Origin of the sequence: Embleya scabrispora (assembly GCF_002024165.1) — a bacterium.
GTDB lineage: Bacteria > Actinomycetota > Actinomycetes > Streptomycetales > Streptomycetaceae > Embleya > Embleya scabrispora_A.
The window spans coordinates 3,177,735-3,204,055 of sequence record NZ_MWQN01000001.1 but is presented as its reverse complement, the minus strand read 5'-3'; the positions used below and the strand labels follow the sequence as shown (position 1 = coordinate 3,204,055).

The following is a 26,321-nucleotide window of genomic DNA, read 5'->3' as shown; positions in this document are numbered from 1 at the left end:
GGCTGATGGTCGTCCCGACGTCCATCACAGCCGTTCTTCGGCATTCCGGTCCAATGAAACCTCGGGGTGCTTCGATAACCAGACGGAATGGATCGCCGCCTAGACTCCCGCCATGGACATCCGGCTGCTGCGCGCGTTGGTCGCGGTGGCCGACTGTGGCGCGTTCGGGGCTGCGGCGCGGGGGTTGTCGATCACCCAGCCCGCGTTGAGCAAGCAGATCCGGGCGCTGGAGGCGGAGGTCGGCGGCGCCCTGTTCACCCGGGGGCGGCACGGTGCCGAGCCGACCCGGCTGGGCACCACGCTGCTGCCGGAGGCGCGTGAACTGGTGCGCCGGGCCGACCAGTTGAGCCGGCGGGCCGGGCAGTTCCGGCGCGGGGAGGCGGGCAGTCTGGCGGTCGGGTTCGGGCTGTCCGGGATCGATCTCGCGCCGCAGGCCGTGGCGGCCTTCCGCCGGCGCTTTCCCGGGGTGGAGATCTCGTTGGAGGACATGTCCTCCGCGAGTCAGATCGAGGCGGTTCGCGGAGGCGATCTCGACGTGGGCTTCGTACGGCTGCCGGCGCCGGACGACCTGGCCCGGTTGGTGGTGCTGACCGACACGCTCGCGGTGGCGGCGCCCCGGGACGCGGATCCGCCGCCGACGGATCCGGTGGGGGTCGCCGCGTGGTTGCGGGGGCGTCCGGTGGTGCGGCTCACCCGGGCGAAGGGGCCGGGGCTGGTGCGGCAGATCGAGCTGTTCGAGCGGGAGTTCGATGCCCGGCCGGAGCCGGTTCAGGAGGCGTCCGACCTCCAGACCGTGTTGGCGCTGGTCGCGGCGGGGGTGGGGGTGGCGCTGGTGCCGGCGGGGGCGGCGGACATCGCGTCGCCTTCGGTGGTGGTGACGGCGATCGAGGGCGGGGGGTCGGGCGTTGCTTCGGGCGCGGGCGCGGTTTCCTGGCGGATCGGCGCGGTGTGGGACCCGGCGCGGGGTACGCGGGTGCGGGACAACTTCCTCGCCGTCGTGCGCGATCTCGTCCGGCGGCGCGGATCTACCTCGCGGCCAGCCGGTTCCGGGTCAGCTCCGGGGTGTCGGGGGAGCGGGACTCCACCGTCGCCCTGATGTCGGCGAGCGTCTGCGCGGCGAGTTCGCGGCGCCAGGCCAGGTCGGCGCGGGACATCGCCTGCGCGATCACGCACGCGGTGCGGTAGTCGGCCGTCGGGTCGGCGTCGGGGCCGCTGCGCAGGATCTGTTGGCAGCGGAAGGCCGCGTCGGGGCCCTCGATGGCGACGACCACGTCCATCAGGGTGATGTCCTTCAGGGCCTTGGCCAGCCGGAATCCGCCGCGCGGTCCGGAGGTCGAGGTGACGATGCCGGCGCGGGCGAGGGCCTGGAGCTGCTTGTTCAGGTACGCGGCGGGCAGGCCGTAGAAGGCGGCCAGCTTCGTGGCCGTCACCGCCGTGCCCGATTCGGCCCACGCCAGGTTCAGGCAGCTGTGCAGCGCCCACTCCACGCCTTCGCTCATCTGCATATGCTGGACGCTACCCATCCAGAATACCCGGGACAACCTCGGCTCCCTCGGATGGCTCCTTCCGCGACGGTCACAGCGGCAGGTCGGCGAGTTGCATCAGCCGTTTCGCCCGGGCGAAGCCGTCGAGCGGAACGGGCGCGGTGCCGGTGCGACAGTGGCGGCACAGATCGCCGGGAACGAGGTCGGGGCCGGGGCGCCCACAGTCGGCGCACTCGACCAGGCGCGGGCGGCGCGACTGGGCCGGGATTTTGGGTGCCGCCGGTGGCGGCGGAGTACGGGTCAGGCGGAAGTGCAGCAAGCCGGTCTTGAGCTCGCGGCTCGGTGACGGTAGGTCGTCGGTCAACTCCCGGAAGACCTCGTCGTCCGTCGCGCCGTCCGAGAAGCGGGCCAGGACGAACGGCACGAGGGTACGCAACTCCCGGTCCTTGAAAGCCAGTCGTTCGTCCACGTCGGCCAGCGAACGGAGCAGTTCGAGGGCGCGTACGGCGGGATCCGGCTCGGGGTCGGCCGTCGGCGCGGACGGTGAGCCTGCCTCGGGAGCGCCCCGAACCGCACGCGGCCCGGACCACTCCGTGAGACGACCGAGCAGGCGCCCGGTCGCCGAATCCCTTAAGCGCTTGGCCACCGCGATGCCGGCGTCGGTGAGTTCCTGGAGCACACGGCGGGCGATGTGGGTTCCCACGCCGAGGAGTTCGCGGATGGTCTCGATCGAGATCGGAGTGCCGGGAGGCGCGGCCTCGTACCGAATGGCGGCTTCGAACGCCCATCCGGAGAGACCGCCGAATCGGGCCAACACGGCGGCGGCGGGGTTCTCGACAGGGACGGGGACATCAGTACGCTGGGAATTAGCCATGCGAGGGGGGTTAGCCTCTCGTTGATGGTCAGGCCCTCGCATCGGTGTTGTTGCACCGACGGGGGCCGACTCACGTTTGGGAAGCTCACGCTTCGGACACGGAACAGCACACAGTGCTGCGGCAGTTGCCGTCAATCACCCACCCGAGTGACGTTTTCCCGGGCGATTTCCCACCCAGGGCCGGCCGCCGCCCCGAAGGGGCGGCCGGCCTAGTGGGTCCTAGAAGGGCACCGTGTCCGTACAACGGAAAACCGCATCGACGGTCTCACGGGCACAAACGCCCGACGTGTCGAAGTCGCGTTCCGTACAACCGGTTTCACGCACTTCGGACAGGCCACGCGGCGGACGGTGGTGCGGTACGTGTCCGGTGGGGCGGCGCCTGGTGCGGCGGACGAGGAGGTGCGTGACCGGCTCGAAATCCGGCTCGGGAGATACCCGTTCGCCTACGCCGAACGCACTCCGCGCCGCCCCGTCGGATCTCAGCGCGTCCAGAGCGGATTGGCGGCGATTCCTCCAACTGGTCCGCGGTCAAGCCCGGTTCGGGGCGCGAGGCCTTCGGTTGTGTGATATTCGCTTCCATCACGATCCCCGGATAGTCGTCGTGGTTGATCTCGGCGTCCGGCAGCGTGCGCCGAGAGGCCGCCGACGCATCGGTCTCCAGCGCCCCCGGCACCCACCACGGTGACGGCCACCGCACACGCGGCGGCCCCGATCCGGATGCGCCACACCCGCCGAAGCCGCTCGCCGCGCGCGACGCCGCGTGGGATTACCTCGGGGTCGTACGCCGGGAAGGTATCGACCACGGCACGCAGCACACCCGGCAGCGCCTGCTCGAACTCGGGCCCGTGGTACCGGCCGTGCGGTCGCGGTCGCGAGCGTGAGACGAACCCACCTGCCGCACGCCAAATCTCCAGGACAGCCCGTCCGCCGTTCGCCTTCTGCCGCCGGATCGGGATCGACCCGCTTGCCTACGCCAGATAGCGCTCGATCGTCTCGACCTTGGCCGTCAGCCCGTCGACGACCCCCTCGCGGATGTCCGCCTTGAGTACCAGACTCACCCGGTTCGAGTGCGCCTTGACCGCCTCGACGGCCTCCTTGACCACGGCCATCACCTCGTCCCACTCACCCTCGATCGAGGTGAACATGGCATCGGTGCGATTCGGCAGCCCACTGGCCCGCACCACCCGCACCGCAGCCGCCACCGCCTCCCCGACATCCTCACCGACACCCAGCGGCGACACCGAAAACGCAACGATCACAACAACACCCTCCAAAGCCCGTCCCCGAACGCCCCCAGCGTAGGACGAACGGTCCCCACAACCTCCAAAGCCCCACCGACCAGGCCCCATTCACCCCCGAACCCCAAGCCCGCCCCCGAGCCCGTCGCCCCCCGCGCCCGGACCTCCGAGCCCGACCCCCGAGCCCAACCCCCGAGCCCAACCCCCGGGCCAGACGTCCGAACCCGACGTCCGAGCCCGTCGCCCGAGCCCGTCGCCCGGGCCAGACGCCCGCGCCCGTCGCCCGGGCCAGACGCCCGCGCCCGTCGCCCGGGCCAGACGCCCGCGCCCGTCGCCCGGGCCCGACGCCCGAGCCCAACCTCCGAGCCCGTCGCCCGGGCCAGACGTCCGCGCCCGACGCCCGAGCCCGACGCCCGACAACCGGCTTCAAGCCCCCACTTCGAGCCCGCGACGTCGGGCACCTGTCGCCTGAGCCCCGGTGCCAGAGACCCCTCCCAAGGTTCCAGCACCCGAATCGGATGCCCGATGCCCGATGCCCGGCCGCGCCGTTCGGAGGTCCGCCCCGTACCCGGCGGCCCCGGTACCCGCCCCCGCCTAGCCTGCCCCGCCCGCCCTCACCCGGCCCGAAAAGCCGCCCGCAGGGCCCGCCGAATGTCCTCGAGCGCCCGCCGCGAGACCTCGGCCGACGGGATCGCGTTGGAGCCATGGAACGTACCCGGCCGGTGATGCAACTCGACCGGAACACCTGCCCGGATCAACCGCACCGCATACTCGATCGCCTCATCACGCAACGGATCGAACTCGTTCGCCGTGATGTACGCGGGCGCCAGGTTCGCCACATCCTCGGCCCGCGCCGGCGCCGCGTAGGCACTCGCCTCCGCCCCCGCCAAGTAGTACCGCCAACTCAACTCCGCCTGCGGACGACTCCACAACGGCGTCGCATCGAACTCCCGCATCGAGGGCGTGTCCAACCGATCATCCAAAACCGCCGTGTCCAGCACCTGGTACACCAGCGCGGGCCCACCCTCGTCCCGCGCCCGCAAGGCCAACGCCGCAGCCAACCCGCCACCCGCGCTCACCCCACCGACCGCGATCCGCCCCGCATCCGCCCCGATCGACGCCGCATGCTCCGCCACCCACCGAAGCGCCGCCCACGCATCGTCGAAGCCCGCTGGAAAGGGATCCTCGGGCGCAAGCCGATACTCCACATTCACCACGACGCAGCCCACCTCAAGAGCGGTCGCCACACAACTGCCATCGGTGCTGTCCATGTCCCCGAACACGAACCCGCCACCGTGGAACCACACCAACACCCCAAGCACCCCACCGGCCTCGGCCGCAGCCTTCGGCGTGTAAATCCGCACCGGCACACCCCCGGCCACCACCCGATCCTCGACCAGAAGCCCGTCCGGACGCTGCAAAGGCTGGGCGGCCCGAGCCCGCTGCGCAGCCCGAAACGCCGCCGGCTCGGCGATGTCCACGGTCGGCAGATACGGGAGGACAGCGAGCAATTCGGGGTCTATGCGGTGATCCATGCCGCGGAAGCTAGCAGCGCCCGCCGCCAACTTCCATGACGCCCCGTCAGATCCCACCCCATCGAGGCGGAAGTCACTCGCCCGCCGCCCCACCCGAACCACGCCCTGGCCCCACACCGCCCTGCCCCGCCCCACCTGCGAAAATCCGTTTCCACCCCACCCACCCGCGGCCGCACCATAACCCCATGAACGCCATCCCCACGACGACCCTCTGGCGGCCGACCGGCCCGGCCGAGCTGGAGCTCGTACGCGCGTCCGGCTGGACCGCGTGGCCGCCCCGGCTGCCCGACCAGCCGATCTTCTACCCGGTCCTCAACGAGGACTACGCAATCAAAATCGCCAGAGACTGGAACGTCCCCGCCTCCGGCTCCGGCTACGTAACCCGCTTCCAAATCGAAACCGAATACGTAATCCGCTACCCGGTCCGCCAAGCAGGCGGCAAAACCATCCTCGAACTCTGGGTCCCAGCCGAAGACCTCGAAGAATTCAACAAACACATAGTCGGCCAAATCCACCTAATCCACGAATTCCACTGACCTCAGCCCCACCCACCGCGCCACCCGAAGCGGCGCCGAGCCGCCGACCCCTCCAGGGGCAGCCACACACAGGCCCCCAAAGCCCCGAACCAAAACCACAAACCACACCCGCAAGCCCCCAAAAAACCCAACTGTTCCCACCCTCAACCCACCCGCAACTCACCCGCAACCCACCCTCAACGGAAACGACCCGCCTCGCCCCACCCCCGTGAACTGTTCGCATCGGTGCCGACCACGAGCCGCAGTGGTGGCGTCGGCCCGTGGTCACCATTCGGAGTGCACTCCCCGCGCGTCCGGGCGACGCAGGCACCCATCACACCTAGCGTGGATCAGGAGACAATCCCGGCGAACCGCCGCCGGGATCCCGACCCCACGGAGATCCGTTCACCATGACCGCCACCCTCCCCGAACTCACTGGGGACTACGTCCTCGACCCCGCCCACACCCGGATCGGCTTCGTCGCCCGCCATGCCATGGTGACCAAGGTCCGCGGTTCGTTCGGCGTCTTCGAAGGCACCGCCCACCTGAACGGCAGCGACCCGACCAAGTCCAGTGCACAGTTGGTGATCAAGACCGAGAGCATCCACACCGGCGTCGAACAGCGCGACCAGCACCTGCGCACCAACGACTTCCTCGACGTCCCCAACTACCCCGAAATCACCTTCCGGACCACCTCCGTCGAGGCGGACTCCGATACCGAATACCGCGTCACCGGCGACCTCACAGTCAAGGACGTCACCCGCTCCCTGACCATCGACTTCGAGTACACGGGCAACGCGGTCGACCCATACGGCAACCTCCGCGTAGGCCTGGAGGGATCCGTGACCATCTCCCGCAAGGAATTCGGCCTGAAGTGGAACGCGGCCCTGGAAGGCGGCGGCGTCCTAGTAGGCGACAAGGTCGTCCTGGAATTCGACATCTCCGCCATCAAACAACCCTGACCCCACCTCCCAACGCCCCCACCCGGTAGCCGCAACACCCCCCAAAGCCCGCAACACGCCGCAGCGGACCCGAAAACGACGAAGGCCCAGGCTCGGAGCGAGTCCATGCCCTGGGCCTTCATCCAACGAGCAGGCAACGAGAATCAAACTCGCGTTCCAAGCCCGCGAAGCGCCGTTCCACCCGGACCGTCGAACGCACCCTGACCAGCCCCGCCCCTGTGGTGCCACGATGAGCGCAACAGCCCGTCAGTGTCCGCCAAGGACCGCGATACCCCGCCTCTTCTGGCACGCATCTGGCACGAAAGATCGTGTTCGGTGCAAGGTGAGTGCCCATCCAGCGCGACCTTGCTTGCAGCGTGCGGGTCGTCGTTGGCGGCCATCCTCGCGTGGTTCCGACCTTCACGAACCGGCTACGTCCTCCCGCGTGCGGGCGCAGTACGAGTCGTAGACGTCCATGGCGTCCTTGAGTTCGCATCCAAGCACCCTGCGAATCACAGCGATCGTCAGTGCGGCACCCCAACCTTGGTCGTCCAGGAACCGCCGAAACGCATCGTGATCGTGGCTCGACTCCCAGACAGGCTGCGCCTGTCTGCTCGCCTGAGTCAGACGCTCATCCGACCGTCGCGCCTGCTCCACAGCAGTGGGATCCATGCGCCAAACCCTCACAGGCCAATTCGCGGCGGTCCACACGTTTTCGGGCTTCGCTTCGGAAACGGCTGCGGAGCGCAGCACCAACGGGTGTCCCACGCAACGAGCGCGCCCCGGTCGCGGCCAAAGGTCACGTCGCCGGCTCGCCACCTGCGCGCCACAAGCCGAGGTTCTGCACGCCGGCATCCTCTACGTCCGTGGCTGCGCACGGCGAACAACGCCACGACCGAACTCGCCAAACGCCTCACAACAGCCGGCCTGAGCGACGATTTCCGAGCGCTCAAGGCGGAAGTGAACGTCCACGGTGACGGCTTGGTCAACCTCGGCCCCGTCCCTGCCGGCGCAGTCCACCGCCTGGCGGCGCTCCTCGCCAACGGCTTCTGCGCCGAGCTGGATCACCTCGCCGCGCACGACGAAGCGGCCTGACCCCACACACCCCGGTCGGGTGCGCAGAGCGCTCCCCGCGCACCCGGCCGGACCAACGCACCACCCGACCGATATTCGGCAACGGCCGCCACAGGCCGGCTCGCACCGACCAAACGCCCAAACGGTGTCGAGACAACAGAGCCGAGGTCCCCACGCAGACGGACCCCAACAGGACGTGACCTGACAGCCCGGACCTGCGAAGGGACTTGCTCCCATGAGCGAGAAGAGCACTCTCGGACGGCTCCTGACCGTCCCCCAAGCCGCCGACCGGCTCAACGTCGGCGAGCGCTTCGTCCGTCGCCTCTCATTGCAGAGCGACGCATCACCTTCGTTCGGATCGGCCGCCACATCCGGATCTCCGCGGACGCGGTCGACGCCTTCATTCGCACCGGTCTTGTCGAACCTGCCCGAACTCATGGAAAGGGAGCCTGATGGCCAACAGCAAGGGACGGCGCCGTCGTTTCGGGGCGGTCCGCCAACCGCCCAACAAGTGGCAGGCGCGATACCCCGGGCCGGATGGCCAACTGCGGACGCTGACAAGACCTTCACCACCAAGACGGCAGCCGAAAAGTGGCTGACCGACACCGAGTCAGAGATGAGACGCCGCGACTGGATCGACCCGCGCGGCGACATGGTCTTCGGTACGTTCACCATGGCCTGGACCAAGAAGCGGCCGAAACCTCCGGCTGCGCACACGTGAGCTGTACGGCATCCTGCTCCGCCTTCACCTGATGCCCACCTTCGGCAAAGCAGCCATTCCGGCGATCAAGGAGGCCGACGTACGCCGCCGGCGTGCCACTCGGCTCGAAAGGGGCCTCGGGCTGTCGACCACGGCCAAGGTGTACCGCCTCATGCGCGCGATCATGAACACCGCCGCGGACGGACGGTCTGATCCGCCGGAACCCTTGTCGTATCAAGGGTGGCGGTGACGAGAAGGCTCGGGAGCGGCCGATCCTCACCCTCTAACAGGTCTTCACGCTCGTGGACGGTTGTGTGCCGCCGCCCTCCGCCGCGATCACGTGGACCTCGACGCGGGCACCATCCGCAGCGACGTCTCCGCCATCGAGATGAGCAACGGCGAGCGCATCACGGACCCGCCGAAGTTGGCCGCCGGCAAACGCACCGTCACCATCCCCGCGCCGATCCTCCTCGATCTGCATCGGCACGTGGAGCGGTTCGCAGAGAAGGAGGAGGACGGCTTGCTCTTCGTTGGCCCGAAGGGCGCCGCTCTCCTCTGCTACTTCACTCGGGTGTGGCGACGCGGGACACGCCATCTCGGCGTCACCGATCTCCACTTTCACGGCCTGCGCCACACGGGCAACGTGCTCGCAGCCGAGACCGGCGCCACGCTCCGTGAGCTGATGGACCACATGGGCCAGGCGACGTCGCGAGCTGCGCTCATCTACCAGCACGCTCGCGCCGGCTGGGACCAAGTCATCGCCGATCCGATCGCGAAGCGGATCAAGGAGTCTCGGCCCCGGGATCACATCATCGCCAAGCCGGCACGGATCTGGCGCGGGGCGTAGGGGTTCCGGAGACGACGAAGGCCCAAGCTACGGATCATGTCCGTGACCTGGGCCTTCATCAAACGAGCGGGCGACGAGAATCGAACTCGCGTTCTAAGCTTGTGAAGCGCCGTTCCAGCGATGCCCGTGAATGCGCCCTGACCAGCCCCGCATCCTCGCCAGTACTACCCGGCTCGACAGCCCGTCAGTACCCTCTGCTGACCGCGATTTCCCACCCGTTCTGGCACGCATCTGGCACGGCGAGCAGTACGCCTTCCTGGCCTGTAGTGCCGTTGCCGCGCGCGCTCGCGACTTCAGAAGCCTTGGAGGGGAAGCTTGTGGTCCTGCCTGCGACCTGGGCAGCCTCCACCTGCCCCGCGCGTTCGCTGATGCTCTGAGCGCTCATCAGGACCTTGAATTGCGCCGTTCTGGTACGCAAGCCGGGCCAGTCTCGCCTCCCAGGAGGATGGTTGGTCTGGCGGTTCCCTTAGAGGGATTATCTCCCCCTCGGTTGGCGAATATTAGGCGGAGGGTTCCGAATCAACGTTCTTACCTCGTCTCTAATGCCATACGCCTGTCTGGACTCAAAAAGCGACTGAATTGCTATATTGTCCGGCGAGATTCGTTTCAGCAAAGCGGCGGTGAGCAAGAATTGTCCGCTCTCGGCCAATACGTGAATGTCGATTGGGTCGGGGTTGTATCGGACATTATGCTTGAGTCCGTTGTAGGCATCCCAGAAAATATCGGACCAAACTTTGACGTCGCCAATCCAATCGCGAAATGGAACTCCTACATTGCGCGCAACGGCCAGAGATTGTGGTGATGTTTTGGCCCATTGAACCTTTTGTCTTTTGTGAGATGAGACCCAGTACTCTAGCCCGGTTGCTGTTTCAAGTAGCCTCGTTTCAGGGGATGTATTGCCTCGCCGAAACCGGTCGACTACAGCTTTTACCGAACGCGGATGCGTATCGTAGAGCCTGAGCCATCGTCGAATCCCCGGTAGCCCACCAATCTGCTGCAACGGGAGCGCAGGACTGGAGTTGGCATCGCGAAGGCGTGTTCCTGGTGGCCCGTGCATCAGGGGAGTCGTCCATAGTATTGGCTTCTTGTCAGGGACTGATCCATGTGAAAGAACGACTTGCCCCCCATCTGCCGCCACGTATGAGTTGAATTTTATATTTAGCAGATCTTGGATTCTCAACAAAGGGCGTAGCAGGTCAGTTAGATTGGATGGTGAATCTGATTCGCATCCAATCTGCACCGGAGCGTAGATCTCTTTTCTATCTCCTCCCGAGTACTCCCAATGGCCGGACAGGTGGATTCGCATCCCTCGTGAAATCTCAATCGAAGTCTCCTGGGGAGAGAAGAGCTCGATACTTACTGCGTACATGCGGCCGTCAGCGCGCTGCTCGATCTTCTCGTCATAGGTGCGCAGTCCGGCCCAGCGGGCAATGCCCGGAAAGAATACCCGCGCCGCTGTAAAGGTAGGAGTTCTCGCCAATTGGCCGGTAGGGCCACAGATTACAGTCTTGAATCTGAATCGACTGTTTGAGATGCTGGGCCCTCCGGCATATGTGCTATTGCGCCATGTGGGGTGCATCAGAAGTACTTGCCCTGACTCGGTTGTGCCAATGATCGATTCAGGAAATCGTTCTTCGTCATCCGGCAAGGGGAAGATTTTTCCTGTGTCCACCACCCTCAGCTGCAACAGACCGTCGGATGTCCCTTCCAGATATCCATAATTGATGTGATTCTTCGGCTCTCCCTTGTGGTTTACAATTCTGAATTCGCCGATAACTCCATCCCTGATATTCGAGAGCAATTTATCCATAAACGCATCCAGATCGATAGTGGGCTGAAATCAGACGGTTGGCTTTTTCGGAGGAGTAAGTGCAATCCAGGGTGCTTGCCGATAGGCTTGTGAGTGAACTCCGCTCAGGGGTTCGTGGGCTGTGAACTGGTGGGCGGAGTTGAAGGGGTAGGGGCGACCTGATTCCTGCTGCGTCCTCCAGCAAGTTCATGGAAGAATCCTGGGACTCCCAGCACGATCGCAGGGAAGGCTAGCGCCCACCACCAAAGATAAGGTCCACCTTGACTGGCTGCCCATGTTCCAAGGGCGATTCCACCTCCACCCAAAATAAGTCCGAGAGTTAATCCGGCTGCGTCTCGCTTGAATGTGTCCTCTCGTTGACAGGTCTCTTTGTATCTCCGGATCGTGGCGAGCCTTTGGGCCTCAAGTTCGGACCTGCCGGTAGTCCCAGCAGGCATGCTTTCGATGGCCGAAATTTCAGCCACTAGGCGAGCCATGATGACATCTGACCGTAGGCGTCGACTGGCGCGTGCTGCGAAGACCCCGGCGATCACGGCGACGGCTACAGGCGAGAAGACGGATGCAACCTGTGTGAATGAATCAACTTGCAACCCTGAGCCTCGTTTTCACAAGTGACGTTGAGCGGAAGATGTGCAAAGTTCCGCGAGATCCGGTGGCCACGATTCTAAGCAATTCCTCATTGACTCGCCGGCAAAATGCCCTGTTGCTGGCACAGCGGGGCTTCATCGGGAACGGCGTGGGTGCGCTTCACGCGCAGCTAGACGTCAGCACACGCAGCCAAGCGGCGCCAAAGCGCGCCGTTCACAAACATGGGTGCCTTCGGCGTCTGGCCGAGGGGAGACCCAATAGCCCGGGGGTGCAAGGGTTCCGGGCGAACGCAGCTGTCGCGCTGAGCTGCGGGTGAGTGTTTGCCTTCGCGTTGATTGGCGGGGCCGGAGCATGGTCAGGGGGCCGTACGCTGCCCGGCGGAGGGGGGCCGCAGGCATCCCCACCCGGTTTTGGTCCCCCTCGGCCCTCTGTCCTTGCTCCGGCAGGGGTCCCCGCCGATCGGCGCGAAGGTAAAGACTCGCTCGCGGCGGACCCGACCGACGCTGAGCGCCCGGTTGGGCTGGGGGCCGCACCGGGACCGGCGGCCACGCCGCACGCCCGGCGCGGCCCCCAGCCCAACCGGGCGTCGGCGCGCGGGACGCGTGCCGCTTGATCCTGTAGAGCCAAATTCGGCAATGGTCGATTGGGCGCCGTTGGTGGATCGACAGGGCGTGGGATGCGGGTAGCTTCGCGGTATGGCGGATGGCGGGGTGTCTGGGGCCGGTGGGGCGTTCACTGTGGAGCGTGCTCGGGAGGTGTTGGGCTCGGCGTGTGCCGTGGCCGGGCTGAGTGCTGAGGGGGCGGCTCTGCTGCGGCTTGGGGAGAACGCTGTCTTTCGACTGGGTGATCCGGTTGTGGTGCGGGTGGCTCGGTCGGCGGACCGGGTCGATGAGCATGAGCGGACTGTTGCTGCTGCTCGGTGGCTTGCCGATGTGGGGTTCCCAGCGGTGCGCGTCGTTTCGAGGATTCGGCAACCGCTTGTGGTGGATGGGCGGGTGGTGACGTTCTGGGAGCTGGTGGCCGACGAGGAGCGGTTCGCTGGTGTGGTCGCGTTGGCCGAGTTGCTGCGGCGGTTGCACTGGCTGGAGGAGCCGGAGTCGCTGGGGGTGCCGTATCTGGAGCCGTTGGCGGCGACCTGGGGGCGGATCGATGCCGCGGTGGCGTTGGGCGATGACGACCGGGCGTTTCTGCGGCAGCGGGCCGAGGACCTGCGTAAGCGGTACGACGCTCTGGAGTTCGTGCTTCCCTTCGGGCTCGTGCACGGGGATGCGAACGTCGGGAACGCGCTCGTCGACGAAGCGGGACGGGCTGTCCTCATCGACCTGGACGGGTTCGCGCTCGGGCCACGTGAGTGGGACCTGGTGCTGACCGCGATGTACTACGAGCGGTACGGGTGGCACACGCGGGCCGAGTACGAGGCGTTCGTGCACGCGTATGGGTTCGACGTCATGAACTGGTACGGCTACCCGGTCCTGGCGGACATGCGTGAGCTGATGATGACCGTGTGGCTGACGCAGAACATGGCCGGCGATGCTGCGGTGAAGGCGGAGGTCGAGCGGCGTATGTCGGACCTGCGGAGCGGTGCCGACCGGCACGGGTGGAAGCCGTTCTGAAGCCGGATCAACTCGCGGTCTGCTGCCACAGGCGGTGGCTCTCGGCCTCTTCCAGGAATTCGGTAACTGAAGCTGAGGTTGCGAACACCGCCAACTTTGTGCGGAATTCGGATAGATAGGTCACGCATCGGGCGGACTTGAGCTGCCGTCCGAGCCTCAGCGCGGTGAGGGCGCTGCGGCAGGCGAGTTCGGGTTCTCCGGCCGTCAGGTGGGCTTCCGCCAAGACCATGGTCGCGAAGAAGTCGCTGCGGACGTAGCGGCCGTCCGTGCCGCCAAGACACAGTTCCGCGTATGTGGTGGCTTGCTGGGCCTGGTGCATGTCGCGGAAGCAGTGGCCCAGCTCGGCGGACAGCTCCGCCTGGTCGAAGTAGCCGATCCACTCCGGGTCTTCACCCGGGTTGGTGCGTTCGAAGATCGTCGTTGCCCGGGTCAAGGCCGTGTGGCATCCGGCGTGGTCGCCGACGCGGGAGAGTGCTCGGGCCTCCATCGCGAGGAACTGCGCGGTCAGGGTCGGCGTTGCGTGGCCTGTTGTACCGAGTTGGGCGGCGCGGGCCAAGTTGGCTGCCTCGGTGAAGCGGCCGAGGTAGGTGGCCTGATGGCTCATCGCGGAGAGGACGCTTCCTGCGAGACGGCGATCTGCGGCGGCCTGGGCCAAGCGGAGGGCCTGGATGAAGTAGCGCTGGGCCAAGCCGTGGTGCCCGCTGTCGTAGCTCATCCACCCGGCGAGGAGCGTGGCTTCGGCGACCGTGCCGAACAGAGCGCGGCCCACGGGCTCCGTGCTGCGCGCGGTCAGCAACTCGGCGACGTCGCCGTCCAGGTATTGGATCAACGCTCGGCGGCCGTGCCCTCCCCCGAAGCGGTTGTCCAAGTCGGCGTAAACGTCGACCGTTGCACGGACGGCTTCGACGTCCGACACCCCCACCTGTGTTTGGGTTCGTGAATTCGGCAGCTGCTCTTGCTGCCCGGAAACGAGCCACGCCAGCGGTGCCGCGTTCCAGGCAGTCGGGTCCGGGGCCAGCGCTTGCATGTCGCTATCAGGCGCGAGATCGGCACGCCACAGCGCTGCAAGTGCTTCGATGCCGTCCGTGGGAGTGCTGGGGTAGACCGTGCCTGGGGCCTCTGGAGCGGCCGGGGCGTCGGCCAACCCGAGTCGGTGTGCTGGCTGACCGTAGACCTTCACCAGCAGTTCGACGTAGTCGGCGGGGTAGGTCTGGCCGTTCTCCCAGCGGGCGATGCTTCGCAGGAGTGATGTGTCGGTGGCTAGGGAGCGACCCTCCTGCGCGGCGGCTTGGCGGAGGGCGTAGACGAGACGGGGCTTTTTCCAGCCGAGGTGAGTTCGGGCCGCGCGTAGGAGATTGGCTTGATACGGCGTGGTGGCCGACACCACGAATCGCCTCCCCGGAAACGGAGCCAGATCCAGCCATCGTGCTCGCGCACACGAAGCATCGTCAAAGAATCGCAGTGAGTTGATCTCGTTGACACGCGCTGAGGTGACAAGCCGTGTCACCCCTTGTCATCCCTTGCCGTCTGCCTCGGACCGGTGCCGCCGTCGCATCGTGGTGATGCCCGGCGGAACGACCGGCGGGCTTCGGGAGATGAACATGACGCTTCATCAGGCGAGTGAATCCGCCGGTGGTTGGCTGCTCGCAGCCCTTGGCACCTCGGCCGGGACCGGACACCCCCGGGCGCCTCGGCTGTGGGCGACCGGCCACGTCGTGGACGCGGTCATCGTGGCGGACCGGCTGGGCATCGAAGCGGTCGACTGGTATCGGCGTCTCGGTTCCCTGGCTCCGCCGTCCGTCATCGACCACCAGGCGCGGAAGGTCGCCTTCCTTATCGCGCCGGTCGGGGAGCCCTTCTTCGCGGGCGCGTTGAGGGTTCTGCGAGGGGAGGTGCCGTACCGCTACCTCTCGACAGGCGGGTATCTGGTGGTCCCCGGCCGAGATGCCGAAGCCGGAGATCGCTACCAGTGGCTCAGCAAGCCCACGGAGGAATCCACCCTCAATCGCGACGCGGTCGCGGTGCTCACCGTCTATCTCCTCATCGCGCTGCGCAACCTGACTGCTGCAGCCGAGGGAACGGACGATGAGTGAACCGGACGCGGCCTCCTGGTCGCCCATCGACACCACGGCCTGGTACGAAGCGCGGTCCGCCGTCGTTGCCCTACGGGACGTTTTGATCGCCGTCGGCCTCGCCGAGCACTTCCCCTACCTCCGTGCCGACGTCAACGCCTTCGGGCACGGCTACGTCGAACTCGGCCGCACCACGCCGGAAGCCGCTACCAGGCTCGCCGAACTCCTCGCCACAGCAGAGAAGAACCCCGCCTGACAGGAGGTAGCGCCATGCGCCCCGCAGCCGACAACGCTCGAACCTGCGCACCACCTGCCGAGGTCCTGGACGCCGGCATCCCCTATGTCCGTGGCTAGCGCACGGCGAACAACGCCACGACTGAACTCGCCAAACGCCTCACAACAGCCGGTCTGGACGACGGTTTCGGAGCGCTCAAGGCGGAAGTGAACGTCCACGGTGACGGCTTGGTCAACCTCGGCCCCGTCCCCGCCGACGCAGTCCACCGCCTGGCCGCGCTCCTCGCCAACGGCCTTTGTGCCGAGCTGGATCACCTCGCCGCCCACGACGAAGCAGCCTGACCCACACACCCCGGTCGGGTGCGCAAAACGGCCCCCCGCGCACCCGGCCGGACCAACGCACCACCCGACCGATATTCGGCAACGGCCGCCACAGGCCGGCTCGCACCGACCAAACGCCCAAACGGTGTCGAGACAACAGAGCCGAGGTCCCCACGCAGACGGGCCCAACAGGACGCGACCTGACCAGTCCAGACCTGCGAGGGGACTTGCTCCCGTGAGCGAGAAGAGCACTCCCGGACGGCTCCTGACCGTCCCCCAAGCCGCCGACCGGCTCAATGTCGGCGAGCGCTTCGTCCGTCGCCTCATCGCAGAGCGACGCATCACCTTCATTCGGATCGGCCGCCATGTCCGGATTCCGGCGGACGCGGTCGACGCCTTCATTCGCGCTGGGCTCGTGGAGCCTGGCAGAACTCATGGAAAGGCGGCCTGATGGCCAACAACAAGGGGCGGCGCCGTCGTTTCGGGGCGGTCCGTCAACTTCCGTCCAAGAAGTGGCAGGCGCGATACCCCGGGCCGGATGGCCAACTGCTGACAGCTGACAAGACCTTTGCCACCAAGACGGCCGCCGAAGAGTGGCTGACCGACACCGAGTCGGAGATGCGGCGCGGCGACTGGATCGACCCGCGCGGCGACTTGGTCTTCGGTACGTTCGCCATCGCCTGGATCAAGGAGCGGCCGAACCTCCGACCGCGCACGCGTGAGTTGTACAGCATCCTGCTTCGCCTGCACCTGATGCCCACCTTTGGCATGGCGGCCATCCCGACTATCAAGGAGGCGGACGTACGCCGCTGGCGCGCCACTCGCCTGGAAGGCGGCGTCGGCCTGTCGACCACCGCCAAGGCGTACCGGCTCATGCGCGCGATCATGAACACCGCCGTGGACGACGGCCTGATCCGCCGCAACCCCTGCCGCATCAAGGGCGGCGGCGACGAGAAGGCTCCGGAGCGGCCGATCCTCACCCTCGAACAGGTCTTCACCCTCGCGGATGGCGTCGGGCCTCGCTACCGGGCTCTCGTCCTCCTTGCGGCCTTCGGTTCCCTGCGCTGGGGCGAACTCGTGGCCCTCCGTCGCGATCACGTGGATCTCGACGCAGGCGCCATCCGTATCGACGTCTCCGCAATCGAGATGAGCAACGGCAAGCGCATCACCGGACCGCCGAAGTCGGCCGCCGGCAAGCGCACCGTCACCATCCCCGCGCCGATACTCCTCGACCTGCGTCGGCAAGTGGAGTGGTTCGCGGAGAAGGAAGAAGACGGCTTGCTCTTCGTCGGTCCGAAGGGGGCAGCCCTGCGTCGCTGCAACTTCACCCGGGTATGGCGCCGCGGGACCCATCACCTCGGAGTGACTGACCTCCACTTCCACGATCTACGTCATACCGGGAACGTCCTCGCCGCCGAGACCGGCGCCACCCTCCGAGAGCTGATGGATCGCATGGGCCAGTCGACGTCACGCGCCGCGCTCATCTATCAACACGCTCGCGCTGGCCGGGACCAAGCCATCGCGGACTCGATCGCGAAGCGGATCAAGAAATCTCGGCCCCAAGATCATCCCCAATCTGGCACGGATCTGGCACGCGAGGCGTAGGAGCCCTGGGAACGGCGAAGGCCCAGGTTACGGATTATGTCCGTGACCTGGGCCTTTACATATGGAGCGGGCGACGAGAATCGAACTCGCGTTCTAAGCTTGGGAAGCTCATGTTCTACCATTAAACTACGCCCGCAACACAGGACTCCTTGGAGCGCTGCACCGTCACTCTACCGGATGGTCGAGTGTGGTCGCAGCATCGTTCCGGCGGTGGGTGCGGAGCGGTGCGGGAGCGTTTGGGTGGATCCGGGGAGCTGCGATTACGCTTTGCCCGTGCTTCTATCGGACAAGGACATTCGCGCGGAGATCGACTGCGGTCGGGTTCGGATCGATCCCTACGAGCCGGCCATGGTTCAGCCGTCGAGTGTGGACGTTCGACTCGACCGGTTCTTTCGGGTCTTCGAGAACCACAAGTACCCGCACATCGACCCCGCCGTCGAGCAGCCCGATCTCACGCGGATGATCGAGCCGCCGGAGGGTGAACCGTTCATTCTGCACCCGGGCGAGTTCGCGCTCGGTTCGACCTACGAGGTCGTGTCGTTGCCGGACGATGTCGCGTCGCGGCTTGAGGGGAAGAGTTCGTTGGGGCGGCTCGGGCTGCTGACGCACTCGACCGCCGGGTTCATCGACCCGGGCTTCTCCGGGCATGTGACGCTGGAGCTGTCCAACGTCGCGACCTTGCCGATCAAGTTGTGGCCGGGGATGAAGATCGGCCAGCTGTGCATGTTCCGGCTGTCGTCGCCGGCTGAGTTTCCGTATGGGTCCTCGGTGTACGGGTCGCGCTACCAGGGGCAGCGCGGGCCGACCCCCTCCCGGTCGTTCAAGGACTTCCACCGCACGAACGTCCGCGATTAGGAGGGATGGGTGGGTGGTCTGGACGACCGTCAAGGACGACCCGATCTCGATCCCGACCTCGGCCCGACTCCGACACCACGCCCCGCGACCGACGCCCCCGAGCAGAAGATAGGCATCTCCGGACATGAGTGACGTGCGCGAAAACCTCACCTGGCCGCTCTTCGGTCAGGCCACGCGCGAGCTGGCCATGCAGGTCGCGGCGGACGGGTACGAGCCCGACATCATCCTGTCGATCGCCCGCGGCGGCGTGTTCGCGGCCGGCGCGCTGGCGTATGCGCTCGATGTGAAGAACCTGCACCTGGTCAACGTCGAGTTCTACACGGGGATCGGCACCACGCTGGACATGCCCGTCATGCTCGCGCCGGTGCCCGACGTGGTGGACTTCTCGAACAAGAAGGTGCTCATCGCGGACGACGTCGCCGACACCGGCAAGACGCTGCTCCTGGTCCGCGACTTCTGCGAGGGCAATGTGGCCGAGGTGCGCTGCGCCGTCGTGTACGAGAAGCCGCAGTCGCTGGTGAAGTGCGAATACGTGTGGAAGCACACCGACGACTGGATCAACTTCCCGTGGTCCGTCGAGCCGCCCGTGGTCACCCGCCAAGGCCAGATCCTCGACGCCTGAGCGACGAGCGGGGCGGGACGACGTCGCCCGCGTCACCGGGCCTGTGTGCTGAACCGCATCAACGCCCCGAGTACGTCCACCGCCCCCGGCAGCCCCCGCTCGACCGGGTCCGGCGGCACCGCCCATCGGGTCCACCCCCCGCACGCCGTGGACGAGGGCGGAGCCGGTACGAAGTGGCCGACCGCGTGGTGCCGGACGTCGAACCGGGCCGTGTCGTTGTGGTCCACCGTGTACCAGTACAGGTTGCGCGCACCCGGATCGACCAGGAACAACAACCGCCCGCTCGGCAGCTGCAACACCGGCCCCAGCGGCAGGCCGACCAGTTCGAGCTGGCGGATCGCCGCGTAGCCGACCTGCGCCGGCGCGTCCAGCACGTCGAACTCCAGCCCGCTCGCCAGCAGGACGGTGTACGGCTTGCCGCTCCACCACTCCCACACGTCGTCCGTCGACCGGGTGGCCCGGGTCAGCCCCGGTTCGGCGGCGGGGTGCGCCCCCGGGTCGGGGCATTCGGCGTCGCCGCACGAACATCGGCCGTCCTCGACGTAGGCGCCGGGCAGCACGGGCCAACCGCGATCCACGACGTAGAAGAGGGCGGCGGCCTGGAGCGCAGCCCGGGTGCGTTGCCGCACAAGCATGTCCGTTCCGTTCCTCGCGACCGCGACCACGGCGAAGTGTCGTGGTCCGGCAGGTGTACTCCCGGTACTCCTACGAGTACACCGCCCGAAACGGCCCCCGAACAGATCCGCAACGCGGCCCGACCGTGCCGCTTGCGGTCCGCTTGGTCCACTGCCGGCACGCTTCGTCACCGGCCTGACCAGGCGTCAGCCCCCGCACCCGCCCCGAACTCAGGTGCACGAGGCCACAAGGCCACGACCCCGCGCCGCCGACTCACGCCCCGCCCTAAGCCCCCCGACGTCACGACGTCACGACGTCACGACGTCACGACGTCAGCGGCAGCTTCAACACCAACAACAGCGCAATCAACTCGACCGCCACACACCCGAGCGCACGCGGCCACGCCAACTCGTGCACGCGCATCATCAACGTCGTCAACAACCACGCCGTCAGCACGAACGAGAGCAGCCCGACGCCGGTCACGATCGAGTTCTTGTCCGGCGCGAACATCGCGACCGCCAGGCGCGGCGCGTCCGCGATCCAGACCACGATCATCGACAGCGTGATGAACGGCGTCGGCGAGCCGTTGCCGCCGAACTGGGTGGCCAGCGCATGTGAGACCAGACCGAGCAGCGCGCAGAACGCGGGCACCATGACCACGACGATGCCGAGCGCCGGCACGCTCGTGCTCAGCGTCGAGTGCAGGATCTCCTTGCGCGACGCGTCGTTGGCCAGCACCGCGAGCACACCGCCGAGCGCGGACATGATCAGCGCCGGCCACCACACCGCCTGGTCGCGGACCTCGTTCATGGTGCGCAGCGGCCGCAACACGAGCCCGCTCAGCACTTCTTTCCAGTGCAGGTACCTCGGCGGCCCGCCGTACGGCGGCGGCTGGTACTGCTGCGGCTGCTGGTGCGGAGGAGGTACCGACGGCGTCACCGTCGTGTACTCCTCCGGCGGCGCGCCGTAGATGTACAGACTCGTCTCGTCGGGCAGCGACAGCGGCCCGTAACCCGAGCCCCCCGGCCCACCCGATCCGCCCTGCCCACCCTGCGACGGCGGCGGAGGCGGCGGAACCGGCTGCTGCCCGTACCCCTGCTGCCCAGGCTGCCCATACCCGGGCTGTCCCTGCTGCCCGGGATGCCCGTACCCCTGCTGCCCAGGCTGCCCCTGCTGCTGCCCGTACCCGTCGCCGTAAGCCCCGCCGTACTGAGGTGGTGGGTAACCCTGCCCGGCAGGCGGGGGCTGTTGCCGGTACGGGTCGTAGGGTCCATTGCCAGTCACACCCCTGACGGTACCGGCACCACACCCCCCACCGTCGTCGCGGGACGGTGGTAATTCGGGCACAAAACCGAACGCCCAAAACCGAACGCCCAAAACTGAACGCCCAAAAACCGAACGCCGCCGGCCCCAAGGGAACCGACGGCGCTCGCCGCACACCGAGCGCACCGAAGCGCGCCCCGGAAAAGCTACTTGGCCCCCGCGTCCTCCAGGACGCCCTCCTCGGCCGGCGGCTCCGGCTGCTTGACCGACTGGAGCAGCAGTTGCGCCACGTCGACCACCTGGAGCTCCTCCTTCGCCTCGCCCGCCTGCTTCTTGGCGTTGATCGAGTCGGTGAACATCACCAGGCAGAACGGGCACGCGGTGGAGACGATGTCGGGCTTGAGCGACAGCGCCTCGTCCATGCGCTCGTTGTTGATGCGCTTGCCGATGCGCTCCTCCATCCACATGCGCGCACCGCCGGCGCCGCAGCAGAAGCCGCGCTCCTTGTGCCGGTGCATCTCCTCGTTGCGCAGGCCCGGCACCCTCGCGATGATCTCGCGCGGGGGCGTGTAGACCTTGTTGTGCCGACCGAGGTAGCACGGGTCGTGGTACGTCACCAGGCCGTCGACCGGCCCGACCGGCAGCAGCCGGCCCTCGTCGATCAGGTGCTGGAGCAGCTGGGTGTGGTGGATGACCTCGAAGTGCCCGTCCAGCTGCGGGTATTCGTTCGCCAGCGTGTTGAAGCAGTGCGGGCAGGTGGTGACGATGCGCTTCTTCGGCGCGTCCTCGAGGGCCGCGTTCAGCGTCTCGACGTTTTGCGCCGCGAGCATCTGGAAGACCACCTCGGAGCCCAGTCGGCGTGCCGAGTCGCCCGTGCAGGACTCCTCCTTGCCGAGGATCCCGTACTTGACGCCCGCGATGTCGAGCAGCTCGGCGAACGCCTTGGTGGTCTTCTTCGGGCCGTCGGCCAGCGCACCCGCGCAGCCGACCCAGTACAGGTACTCCAGCTCGGCGGGCTCGATGTCCTGGCCGACGATCGGGACCTCGATGCCGGTGGTCTTCTTCAGCTCCTTGACCCAGTCGAGCCGGGCCTTGGTGGCCACGCCCCACGGGTTGCCCTTGTTCTCCAGGCCCTTGAGCATCGTCGCCGCCTCGGACGGGAACGCGCTCTCGATCAGCACCTGGTAGCGGCGCATGTCGACGATGTGGTCCACGTGCTCGATGTCGACCGGGCACTGCTCGACACACGCGCCGCACGTGGTGCACGACCACAACACGTCGGGGTCGATGACCCCGTTCTCCTCGGCGGTGCCGATCAGCGGCCGCTCGGCCTCGGCGAGCGCCGCCGCCGGGACCTTGGCCAGCTGCTCGGGCGTGGCCTTCTCGTTGCCCTCTTCGTCCTTGCCGCCGCCCGCGAGCAGGTACGGCGCCTTGGCGTAGGCGTGCTCGCGCAGCGACATGATCAGCAGCTTGGGGGACAGCGGCTTGCCGGTGTTCCACGCCGGGCACTGCGACTGGCACCGACCGCACTCGGTACAGGTGGAGAAGTCGAGCAGGCCCTTCCAGGAGAAGTGCTCGATCTGACTGACGCCGAACACCGCGTCGTCGGCGGGGTCCTCGAAGTCGATCGGCTCGCCGCCGGAGGTCATCGGCTGCAGCGCGCCCAGCGCGACCGTGCCGTCGGCGTTGCGCTTGAAGTAGATGTTGAAGAACGCCAGGAACCGGTGCCAGGCGACACCCATGGTGGGGGTGAGGCCGATGGTGATCGCCCACGTCATCGAGATGACGATCTTGATCGTGGCGACCAGGTAGACCAGGTTCTCCAGCGAGTTCTCGGAGAGGCCGCCGAACGCGGAGACCAGCGGGTAGCTGACCCAGTAGCCCGGCTCGTACGAGTCCACCCCGGCCAGCGCGCCCTCCAGCCCGCGCAGCAGCATGATGCACACGCCGACCGAACCGACCACGAACTCGACGAAGTACGCCTGGCCGAAGTTGGACCCGCCGAACCGGCTCTTGCGGCCCGCCCGTCGCGGGTGGCTGAGCTGGCGAATCGCGATCAGCACCAGGATGCCGAGCACGGTCATCAGGCCCATGAACTCGGTGAAGACCTCGAACGGGTCCCAGTGGCCGAGCCCCCACAGCGCGAACTCGGGCGAGAAGAGCTGCCCGTACGCGTTGACCAGGGTCAGGATGAGCGCGCCGAAGCCGACCATGACGAACCAGTGCGCGGCGCCGACGATGCCCCAGCGGAGCATCCGGGTGTGCCCGACGGTCTCGGTCAGCATCGTGCCCAGACGCTTGCCGGCCGCGTTGGTCCGGCCGCGGACGGGCTGTCCGAGTTTGACGAACGAGTAGATGTATGCGGCGGTGCGCCCGAGTAGGGCGAACCCGATCACGCTGATGAACAGCGAGATCACGATCGCTGCGAGCTGCATGGGCGTTCGGCTCCTCCGGTGGGACGTCCCTTCCGGGGCGTGTATCGGCCGACAGCGTACGGCCGTGCGGGCATCTTACCCACTGGTAACTTAACCACTGCGTCGATGATATCTGTCACGCCGGACGCTATCGGCTTCGCAGGTTTTGCCCGCTTTATCCCACGCCGGACGATCTTGTCGGACCCCACACTCCACCCCGGACCGGCTCCCGAGCCGATCCGGACGCGGCGCACCGATCCACCCGGCTCGCCAGTTGTGTGACGCACCGTCAGATCTGTACACATGCATGCTGCCATGCCGCGGCGCCGGGACCCGCAAGAGGTCCCGGCGCCGCGTATTCCGCCCATGCCCACCGACCGCCGAGGCGGCCGATCACAGTGTCTTGACGGCCTGCTTCCGAGGTTGCACGACCAGCGCGTCGCCCGCTTCGTCGAGATCGACCAAAACCGTGTCGCCGTCGCCGATCTCACCCGCCAGGAGGGCGCGTGCGAGCTTGTCGCCGATCGCGGTCTGGATCAGCCGGCGCAGCGGCCGAGCGCCGTACGCCGGGTCGTAGCCGGTCAGCGCGAGCCAATCGCGCGCCGCGTCGGTCACCGTCAGGGTGATCCGCCGGTCCTTGAGCCGGGCACCGAGGCGATCCACCTGGAGACCGACGATGTGCGCCAACTCGTTCGTACCGAGCGCGTCGAAGAGCACGATGTCGTCCAGCCGGTTCAGGAACTCCGGCTTGAACGCGTTGCGGACCACGTCCATCACCATCTCGCGCTGCCGCTCCGGCGACAGCATGGGATCCACCAGATACTGCGACCCCAGGTTCGAGGTCAGGATCAGCACCACGTTGCGGAAGTCCACCGTGCGGCCCTGGCCGTCGGTCAGCCGCCCGTCGTCGAGCACCTGGAGCAGTACGTCGAAGACCTCGGGGTGCGCCTTCTCGACCTCGTCGAGCAGCACCACCGAGTACGGCCGCCGGCGCACCGCCTCGGTCAGCTGGCCGCCCTCCTCGTAGCCCACGTAGCCGGGCGGCGCGCCGACCAGGCGCGCGACCGAGTGCTTCTCGGCGTACTCCGACATGTCGATGCGCACCATCGCGCGTTCGTCGTCGAAGAGGAAGTCGGCGAGCGACTTGGCCAGCTCGGTCTTGCCCACGCCGGTCGGTCCCAGGAACAGGAACGAGCCGGTCGGGCGGTCCGGGTCGGCGATCCCGGACCGGGCCCGGCGTACCGCGTCGGACACCGTCGTCACGGCCGCCTGCTGCCCGATCAGCCGCCGGCCCAACTCGTCCTCCATCCGCAGCAGCTTGCCGCGCTCACCTTCGAGCAGCCGCCCCGCCGGGATGCCGGTCCAGGACGAGACCACGTCGGCCACGTCGTCCGGGCCGACCTCCTCCTTGACCATCGCCGTGCCGTCCGTGCCCCGATCGCCCTCGGTCGCCGCGGCCTCGGCCAACTCGCGCTCCAGGGTCGGGATCTGCCCGTACATCAGCTTCGACGCGCTCTCGAAGTCCCCGTCGCGCTGGGCCCGCTCGGCCTCACCGCGTGCCGCGTCGAGGCGCTCCTTCAGCTCGCCGACCCGGTTCAGCCCGGCCTTTTCCTGCTGCCAGCGCGCGGTCAGCCCGCTGAGCTGCTCCTGCTTGTCGGCCAGGTCCTTGCGCAGCCGCTCCAGCCGGTCCCGGCTGGCCGCGTCGGTCTCCTTGGCGAGCGCCATCTCCTCCATCCGCAGCCGGTCCACCGAGCGCTGCAGCTCGTCGATCTCGACGGGGGAGGAGTCGATCTCCATGCGCAGCCGCGACGCCGCCTCGTCGACCAGGTCGATCGCCTTGTCGGGCAGGAAGCGCGCGGTGATGTAGCGGTCGGACAGGGTGGCCGCGGCCACCAGCGCGGAGTCGGCGATCTGCACCTTGTGGTGCGCCTCGTAGCGGCTCTTGAGCCCGCGCAGGATCGCGATCGTGTCCTCGACGCTGGGCTCGCCCACGAACACCTGCTGGAACCGGCGCTCGAGGGCCGGGTCCTTCTCGATGTGCTTGCGGTACTCGTCCAGCGTGGTCGCGCCGACCAGGCGCAGTTCGCCGCGCGCGAGCATCGGCTTGAGCATGTTGCCCGCGTCCATCGAGCCGTCGCCGGTGGCGCCCGCGCCGACGACGGTGTGCAGCTCGTCGATGAAGGTGACGACCTGGCCGTCGCTGGACTTGATCTCGTTCAGGACGGCCTTCAGCCGCTCCTCGAACTCGCCGCGATACTTCGCGCCCGCGACCATCGCGCCCAGGTCGAGCGCGATCAGCCGCTTGTCGCGCAGCGACTCGGGTACGTCGCCGGCCACGATCCGCCGGGCCAGGCCCTCCACGACGGCGGTCTTGCCGACGCCGGGTTCACCGATCAGTACCGGGTTGTTCTTGGTCCGGCGGGACAACACCTGGACCACCCGGCGGATCTCCGAGTCGCGGCCGATGACCGGGTCGAGCTTGCCGTTGCGGGCCTCCTCGGTCAGATCGCGGCCGTACTTCTCCAGCGCCTGGTAGGTGCTCTCCGGGTCCTGCGAGGTGACCCGCGTGCTGCCGCGCACCGCCTTGAAGGAGTCGAGCAGCGCCTGCGGGGTGGCCCCGGCCTCGCGCAGCGCCTCGGCGACCGCGCCGGAGCGGCCGGAGGCGAGGCCGACCAGGACGTGCTCGGTGGACACGAACGCGTCGCCGAGCTTGTCGGCCTGCTTCTCCGCCTCGTCCAGCGCGAGCATCGTCTCCCGGGCGAGCTGCGGGGCGGCCACCGTCGAGCCGGACGCGCTCGGCATACGATCCGCGATCCGGTCGACGGCGACCTTCAGGAGCGGCACGTCCACACCGGCGGCGCCGAGCAGCGGGACGGCGATCCCCTCGGGCTGTTCGAGCAGGGCGAGCAGCAGATGCGCGGGCTCCACCTGGGGGTGTCCCGCTGCGGCAGCCTTGCGGATGGCGACCGAAAGGGCCTCTTGGGCCTTGGTGGTGAGCTTCTGTGCATCCATGTGAGGTGTGCGACTCCTTCGCTTCGGGCACGCGCTGTCACGGCCATCATCCCGTCCGTGCCGCGCACGTACCGCACCCGAACGGTTCG

Annotated in this window: 25 protein-coding genes, 2 tRNA genes and 1 pseudogene; 16 read left to right on the top strand and 12 right to left on the bottom strand. The window is 67.5% G+C overall.

Annotation, left to right across the window (positions count from 1 at the left end):
• Positions 1-112: 112 nt before the first annotated feature.
• The gene (locus tag B4N89_RS14235) at positions 113-1,096 is read left to right on the top strand and encodes a LysR family transcriptional regulator (RefSeq protein WP_078976212.1); all 984 of its coding nucleotides are present in this window, start codon (positions 113-115) and stop codon (positions 1,094-1,096) included.
• Here B4N89_RS14235 and B4N89_RS14230 read toward each other — a convergent pair.
• Both B4N89_RS14230 and B4N89_RS14225 read right to left on the bottom strand, forming a co-directional pair.
• Positions 1,026-1,499, bottom strand: a complete 474-nt coding sequence (locus B4N89_RS14230) for an RrF2 family transcriptional regulator (protein ID WP_078979354.1) — start codon at positions 1,497-1,499, stop codon at positions 1,026-1,028. The genes B4N89_RS14235 and B4N89_RS14230 overlap by 71 nt on opposite strands.
• A gap of 76 nt (positions 1,500-1,575) precedes the next feature.
• Entirely contained in the window at positions 1,576-2,358 is a 783-nt protein-coding gene (locus tag B4N89_RS14225) for a hypothetical protein (protein WP_143657960.1), read from the bottom strand.
• Between the two features lie 605 nt (positions 2,359-2,963).
• Between B4N89_RS14225 and B4N89_RS14220 the strand changes: the two genes are divergently transcribed.
• Positions 2,964-3,239: a hypothetical protein gene (locus B4N89_RS14220; RefSeq protein ID WP_078976210.1), complete on the top strand. Its 276-nt coding sequence runs from the start codon at positions 2,964-2,966 to the stop codon at positions 3,237-3,239.
• 87 nt (positions 3,240-3,326) lie between these two features.
• Here B4N89_RS14220 and B4N89_RS14215 read toward each other — a convergent pair whose 3' ends face one another.
• A complete protein-coding gene (locus B4N89_RS14215; protein WP_078976209.1) occupies positions 3,327-3,617 on the bottom strand; it encodes an MTH1187 family thiamine-binding protein in 291 nt (96 codons plus the stop codon).
• Positions 3,618-4,210: 593 nt separating this feature from the next.
• Positions 4,211-5,131 (bottom strand): alpha/beta hydrolase, encoded by a 921-nt coding sequence (locus tag B4N89_RS14210; protein ID WP_078979353.1) that lies wholly within the window; start codon positions 5,129-5,131, stop codon positions 4,211-4,213.
• A 185-nt stretch (positions 5,132-5,316) separates the two neighbouring features.
• On the opposite strand from B4N89_RS14210, the gene B4N89_RS14205 reads away from it, so the two are divergent.
• The 6 genes and pseudogenes from B4N89_RS14205 (at position 5,317) to B4N89_RS14180 (ending at position 9,208) form a co-directional block, all read left to right on the top strand.
• Complete coding sequence (locus B4N89_RS14205) at positions 5,317-5,667, top strand: hypothetical protein (protein ID WP_078976208.1); 351 nt, start codon at positions 5,317-5,319, stop codon at positions 5,665-5,667.
• A gap of 389 nt (positions 5,668-6,056) precedes the next feature.
• Positions 6,057-6,608: a YceI family protein gene (locus tag B4N89_RS14200; protein ID WP_078976207.1), complete on the top strand. Its 552-nt coding sequence runs from the start codon at positions 6,057-6,059 to the stop codon at positions 6,606-6,608.
• A gap of 939 nt (positions 6,609-7,547) precedes the next feature.
• Positions 7,548-7,682, top strand: coding sequence for a hypothetical protein (locus tag B4N89_RS52595; RefSeq protein WP_268812510.1), 135 nt, complete (start codon positions 7,548-7,550; stop codon positions 7,680-7,682).
• 214 nt (positions 7,683-7,896) lie between these two features.
• A pseudogene (locus tag B4N89_RS14190) lies at positions 7,897-8,114 on the top strand (helix-turn-helix domain-containing protein).
• Positions 8,115-8,413: 299 nt separating this feature from the next.
• The gene (locus B4N89_RS14185; RefSeq protein ID WP_078976204.1) at positions 8,414-8,611 is read left to right on the top strand and encodes a hypothetical protein; all 198 of its coding nucleotides are present in this window, start codon (positions 8,414-8,416) and stop codon (positions 8,609-8,611) included.
• A gap of 90 nt (positions 8,612-8,701) precedes the next feature.
• Entirely contained in the window at positions 8,702-9,208 is a 507-nt protein-coding gene (locus B4N89_RS14180; protein ID WP_078976203.1) for a tyrosine-type recombinase/integrase, read from the top strand.
• A 65-nt stretch (positions 9,209-9,273) separates the two neighbouring features.
• Here B4N89_RS14180 and B4N89_RS49490 read toward each other — a convergent pair.
• A tRNA-Val gene (locus B4N89_RS49490) sits at positions 9,274-9,335 on the bottom strand.
• A gap of 348 nt (positions 9,336-9,683) precedes the next feature.
• Complete coding sequence (locus B4N89_RS48985; protein WP_143657959.1) at positions 9,684-11,018, bottom strand: HEPN domain-containing protein; 1,335 nt, start codon at positions 11,016-11,018, stop codon at positions 9,684-9,686.
• Between the two features lie 1,283 nt (positions 11,019-12,301).
• Between B4N89_RS48985 and B4N89_RS14170 the strand changes: the two genes are divergently transcribed.
• Complete coding sequence (locus B4N89_RS14170) at positions 12,302-13,219, top strand: aminoglycoside phosphotransferase family protein (RefSeq protein ID WP_078976200.1); 918 nt, start codon at positions 12,302-12,304, stop codon at positions 13,217-13,219.
• A gap of 7 nt (positions 13,220-13,226) precedes the next feature.
• Here B4N89_RS14170 and B4N89_RS14165 read toward each other — a convergent pair whose 3' ends face one another.
• Positions 13,227-14,606: a hypothetical protein gene (locus B4N89_RS14165; protein ID WP_078976199.1), complete on the bottom strand. Its 1,380-nt coding sequence runs from the start codon at positions 14,604-14,606 to the stop codon at positions 13,227-13,229.
• A gap of 214 nt (positions 14,607-14,820) precedes the next feature.
• Between B4N89_RS14165 and B4N89_RS14160 the strand changes: the two genes are divergently transcribed.
• The 5 genes from B4N89_RS14160 (at position 14,821) to B4N89_RS14140 (ending at position 17,451) form a co-directional block, all read left to right on the top strand.
• Complete coding sequence (locus B4N89_RS14160; RefSeq protein WP_143657958.1) at positions 14,821-15,312, top strand: hypothetical protein; 492 nt, start codon at positions 14,821-14,823, stop codon at positions 15,310-15,312.
• Positions 15,305-15,547: a hypothetical protein gene (locus tag B4N89_RS14155; RefSeq protein ID WP_078976197.1), complete on the top strand. Its 243-nt coding sequence runs from the start codon at positions 15,305-15,307 to the stop codon at positions 15,545-15,547. The genes B4N89_RS14160 and B4N89_RS14155 overlap by 8 nt, the downstream gene beginning before the upstream one ends.
• 185 nt (positions 15,548-15,732) lie before the next feature.
• Positions 15,733-15,867 carry a hypothetical protein gene (locus B4N89_RS52590; protein ID WP_268812509.1) on the top strand — a complete coding sequence of 45 codons (135 nt, stop codon included), beginning with the start codon at positions 15,733-15,735 and terminating at the stop codon, positions 15,865-15,867.
• Positions 15,868-16,081: 214 nt separating this feature from the next.
• Positions 16,082-16,297, top strand: a complete 216-nt coding sequence (locus tag B4N89_RS14145) for a helix-turn-helix domain-containing protein (RefSeq protein WP_078976195.1) — start codon at positions 16,082-16,084, stop codon at positions 16,295-16,297.
• Positions 16,297-17,451, top strand: coding sequence for a tyrosine-type recombinase/integrase (locus B4N89_RS14140; RefSeq protein WP_078976194.1), 1,155 nt, complete (start codon positions 16,297-16,299; stop codon positions 17,449-17,451). Before B4N89_RS14145 ends, B4N89_RS14140 begins: the two co-directional genes overlap by 1 nt.
• Before the next feature lie 62 nt (positions 17,452-17,513).
• On the opposite strand, the gene B4N89_RS14135 is transcribed toward B4N89_RS14140, so the two are convergent.
• Positions 17,514-17,587: transfer RNA gene (locus tag B4N89_RS14135), tRNA-Gly, on the bottom strand.
• Positions 17,588-17,724: 137 nt separating this feature from the next.
• Here B4N89_RS14135 and dcd point away from each other — a divergent pair.
• On the top strand, positions 17,725-18,306 hold the full coding sequence (dcd, locus tag B4N89_RS14130) for a dCTP deaminase (RefSeq protein ID WP_020557430.1): 582 nt from the start codon (positions 17,725-17,727) through the stop codon (positions 18,304-18,306).
• Positions 18,307-18,430: 124 nt separating this feature from the next.
• Entirely contained in the window at positions 18,431-18,928 is a 498-nt protein-coding gene (locus B4N89_RS14125) for a phosphoribosyltransferase (protein ID WP_078976193.1), read from the top strand.
• Positions 18,929-18,960: 32 nt separating this feature from the next.
• Here B4N89_RS14125 and B4N89_RS14120 read toward each other — a convergent pair whose 3' ends face one another.
• From B4N89_RS14120 to clpB, 4 genes are all read right to left on the bottom strand, one after another.
• Positions 18,961-19,563: a bifunctional DNA primase/polymerase gene (locus tag B4N89_RS14120; protein WP_078976192.1), complete on the bottom strand. Its 603-nt coding sequence runs from the start codon at positions 19,561-19,563 to the stop codon at positions 18,961-18,963.
• 304 nt (positions 19,564-19,867) lie between these two features.
• The gene (locus tag B4N89_RS48980) at positions 19,868-20,827 is read right to left on the bottom strand and encodes a Yip1 family protein (protein ID WP_143657957.1); all 960 of its coding nucleotides are present in this window, start codon (positions 20,825-20,827) and stop codon (positions 19,868-19,870) included.
• 185 nt (positions 20,828-21,012) lie between these two features.
• Entirely contained in the window at positions 21,013-23,241 is a 2,229-nt protein-coding gene (locus tag B4N89_RS14110; protein ID WP_078976189.1) for a (Fe-S)-binding protein, read from the bottom strand.
• Positions 23,242-23,613: 372 nt separating this feature from the next.
• Positions 23,614-26,232, bottom strand: coding sequence for an ATP-dependent chaperone ClpB (clpB, locus tag B4N89_RS14105; protein WP_078976188.1), 2,619 nt, complete (start codon positions 26,230-26,232; stop codon positions 23,614-23,616).
• Positions 26,233-26,321: the final 89 nt, after the last annotated feature.

Excerpts from the sequence above, each read along its gene's own strand:
- B4N89_RS14125 (WP_078976193.1), top strand. The coding sequence starts at position 18,431 with ATGAGTGACGTGCGCGAAAACCTCACCTGGCCGCTCTTCGGTCAGGCC.
- B4N89_RS14225 (WP_143657960.1), bottom strand. The coding sequence starts at position 2,358 with ATGGCTAATTCCCAGCGTACTGATGTCCCCGTCCCTGTCGAGAACCCC.
- B4N89_RS48985 (WP_143657959.1), bottom strand. The coding sequence starts at position 11,018 with ATGGATAAATTGCTCTCGAATATCAGGGATGGAGTTATCGGCGAATTC.
- B4N89_RS14200 (WP_078976207.1), top strand. The coding sequence starts at position 6,057 with ATGACCGCCACCCTCCCCGAACTCACTGGGGACTACGTCCTCGACCCC.
- B4N89_RS14210 (WP_078979353.1), bottom strand. The coding sequence starts at position 5,131 with ATGGATCACCGCATAGACCCCGAATTGCTCGCTGTCCTCCCGTATCTG.
- B4N89_RS14155 (WP_078976197.1), top strand. The coding sequence starts at position 15,305 with ATGAGTGAACCGGACGCGGCCTCCTGGTCGCCCATCGACACCACGGCC.
- B4N89_RS14120 (WP_078976192.1), bottom strand. The coding sequence starts at position 19,563 with ATGCTTGTGCGGCAACGCACCCGGGCTGCGCTCCAGGCCGCCGCCCTC.
- B4N89_RS14140 (WP_078976194.1), top strand. The coding sequence starts at position 16,297 with ATGGCCAACAACAAGGGGCGGCGCCGTCGTTTCGGGGCGGTCCGTCAA.
- B4N89_RS14205 (WP_078976208.1), top strand. The coding sequence starts at position 5,317 with ATGAACGCCATCCCCACGACGACCCTCTGGCGGCCGACCGGCCCGGCC.
- B4N89_RS14230 (WP_078979354.1), bottom strand. The coding sequence starts at position 1,499 with ATGAGCGAAGGCGTGGAGTGGGCGCTGCACAGCTGCCTGAACCTGGCG.
- B4N89_RS14160 (WP_143657958.1), top strand. The coding sequence starts at position 14,821 with ATGACGCTTCATCAGGCGAGTGAATCCGCCGGTGGTTGGCTGCTCGCA.
- B4N89_RS14110 (WP_078976189.1), bottom strand. The coding sequence starts at position 23,241 with ATGCAGCTCGCAGCGATCGTGATCTCGCTGTTCATCAGCGTGATCGGG.
- clpB (WP_078976188.1), bottom strand. The coding sequence starts at position 26,232 with ATGGATGCACAGAAGCTCACCACCAAGGCCCAAGAGGCCCTTTCGGTC.
- B4N89_RS14235 (WP_078976212.1), top strand. The coding sequence starts at position 113 with ATGGACATCCGGCTGCTGCGCGCGTTGGTCGCGGTGGCCGACTGTGGC.
- B4N89_RS14170 (WP_078976200.1), top strand. The coding sequence starts at position 12,302 with ATGGCGGATGGCGGGGTGTCTGGGGCCGGTGGGGCGTTCACTGTGGAG.
- B4N89_RS14185 (WP_078976204.1), top strand. The coding sequence starts at position 8,414 with ATGCCCACCTTCGGCAAAGCAGCCATTCCGGCGATCAAGGAGGCCGAC.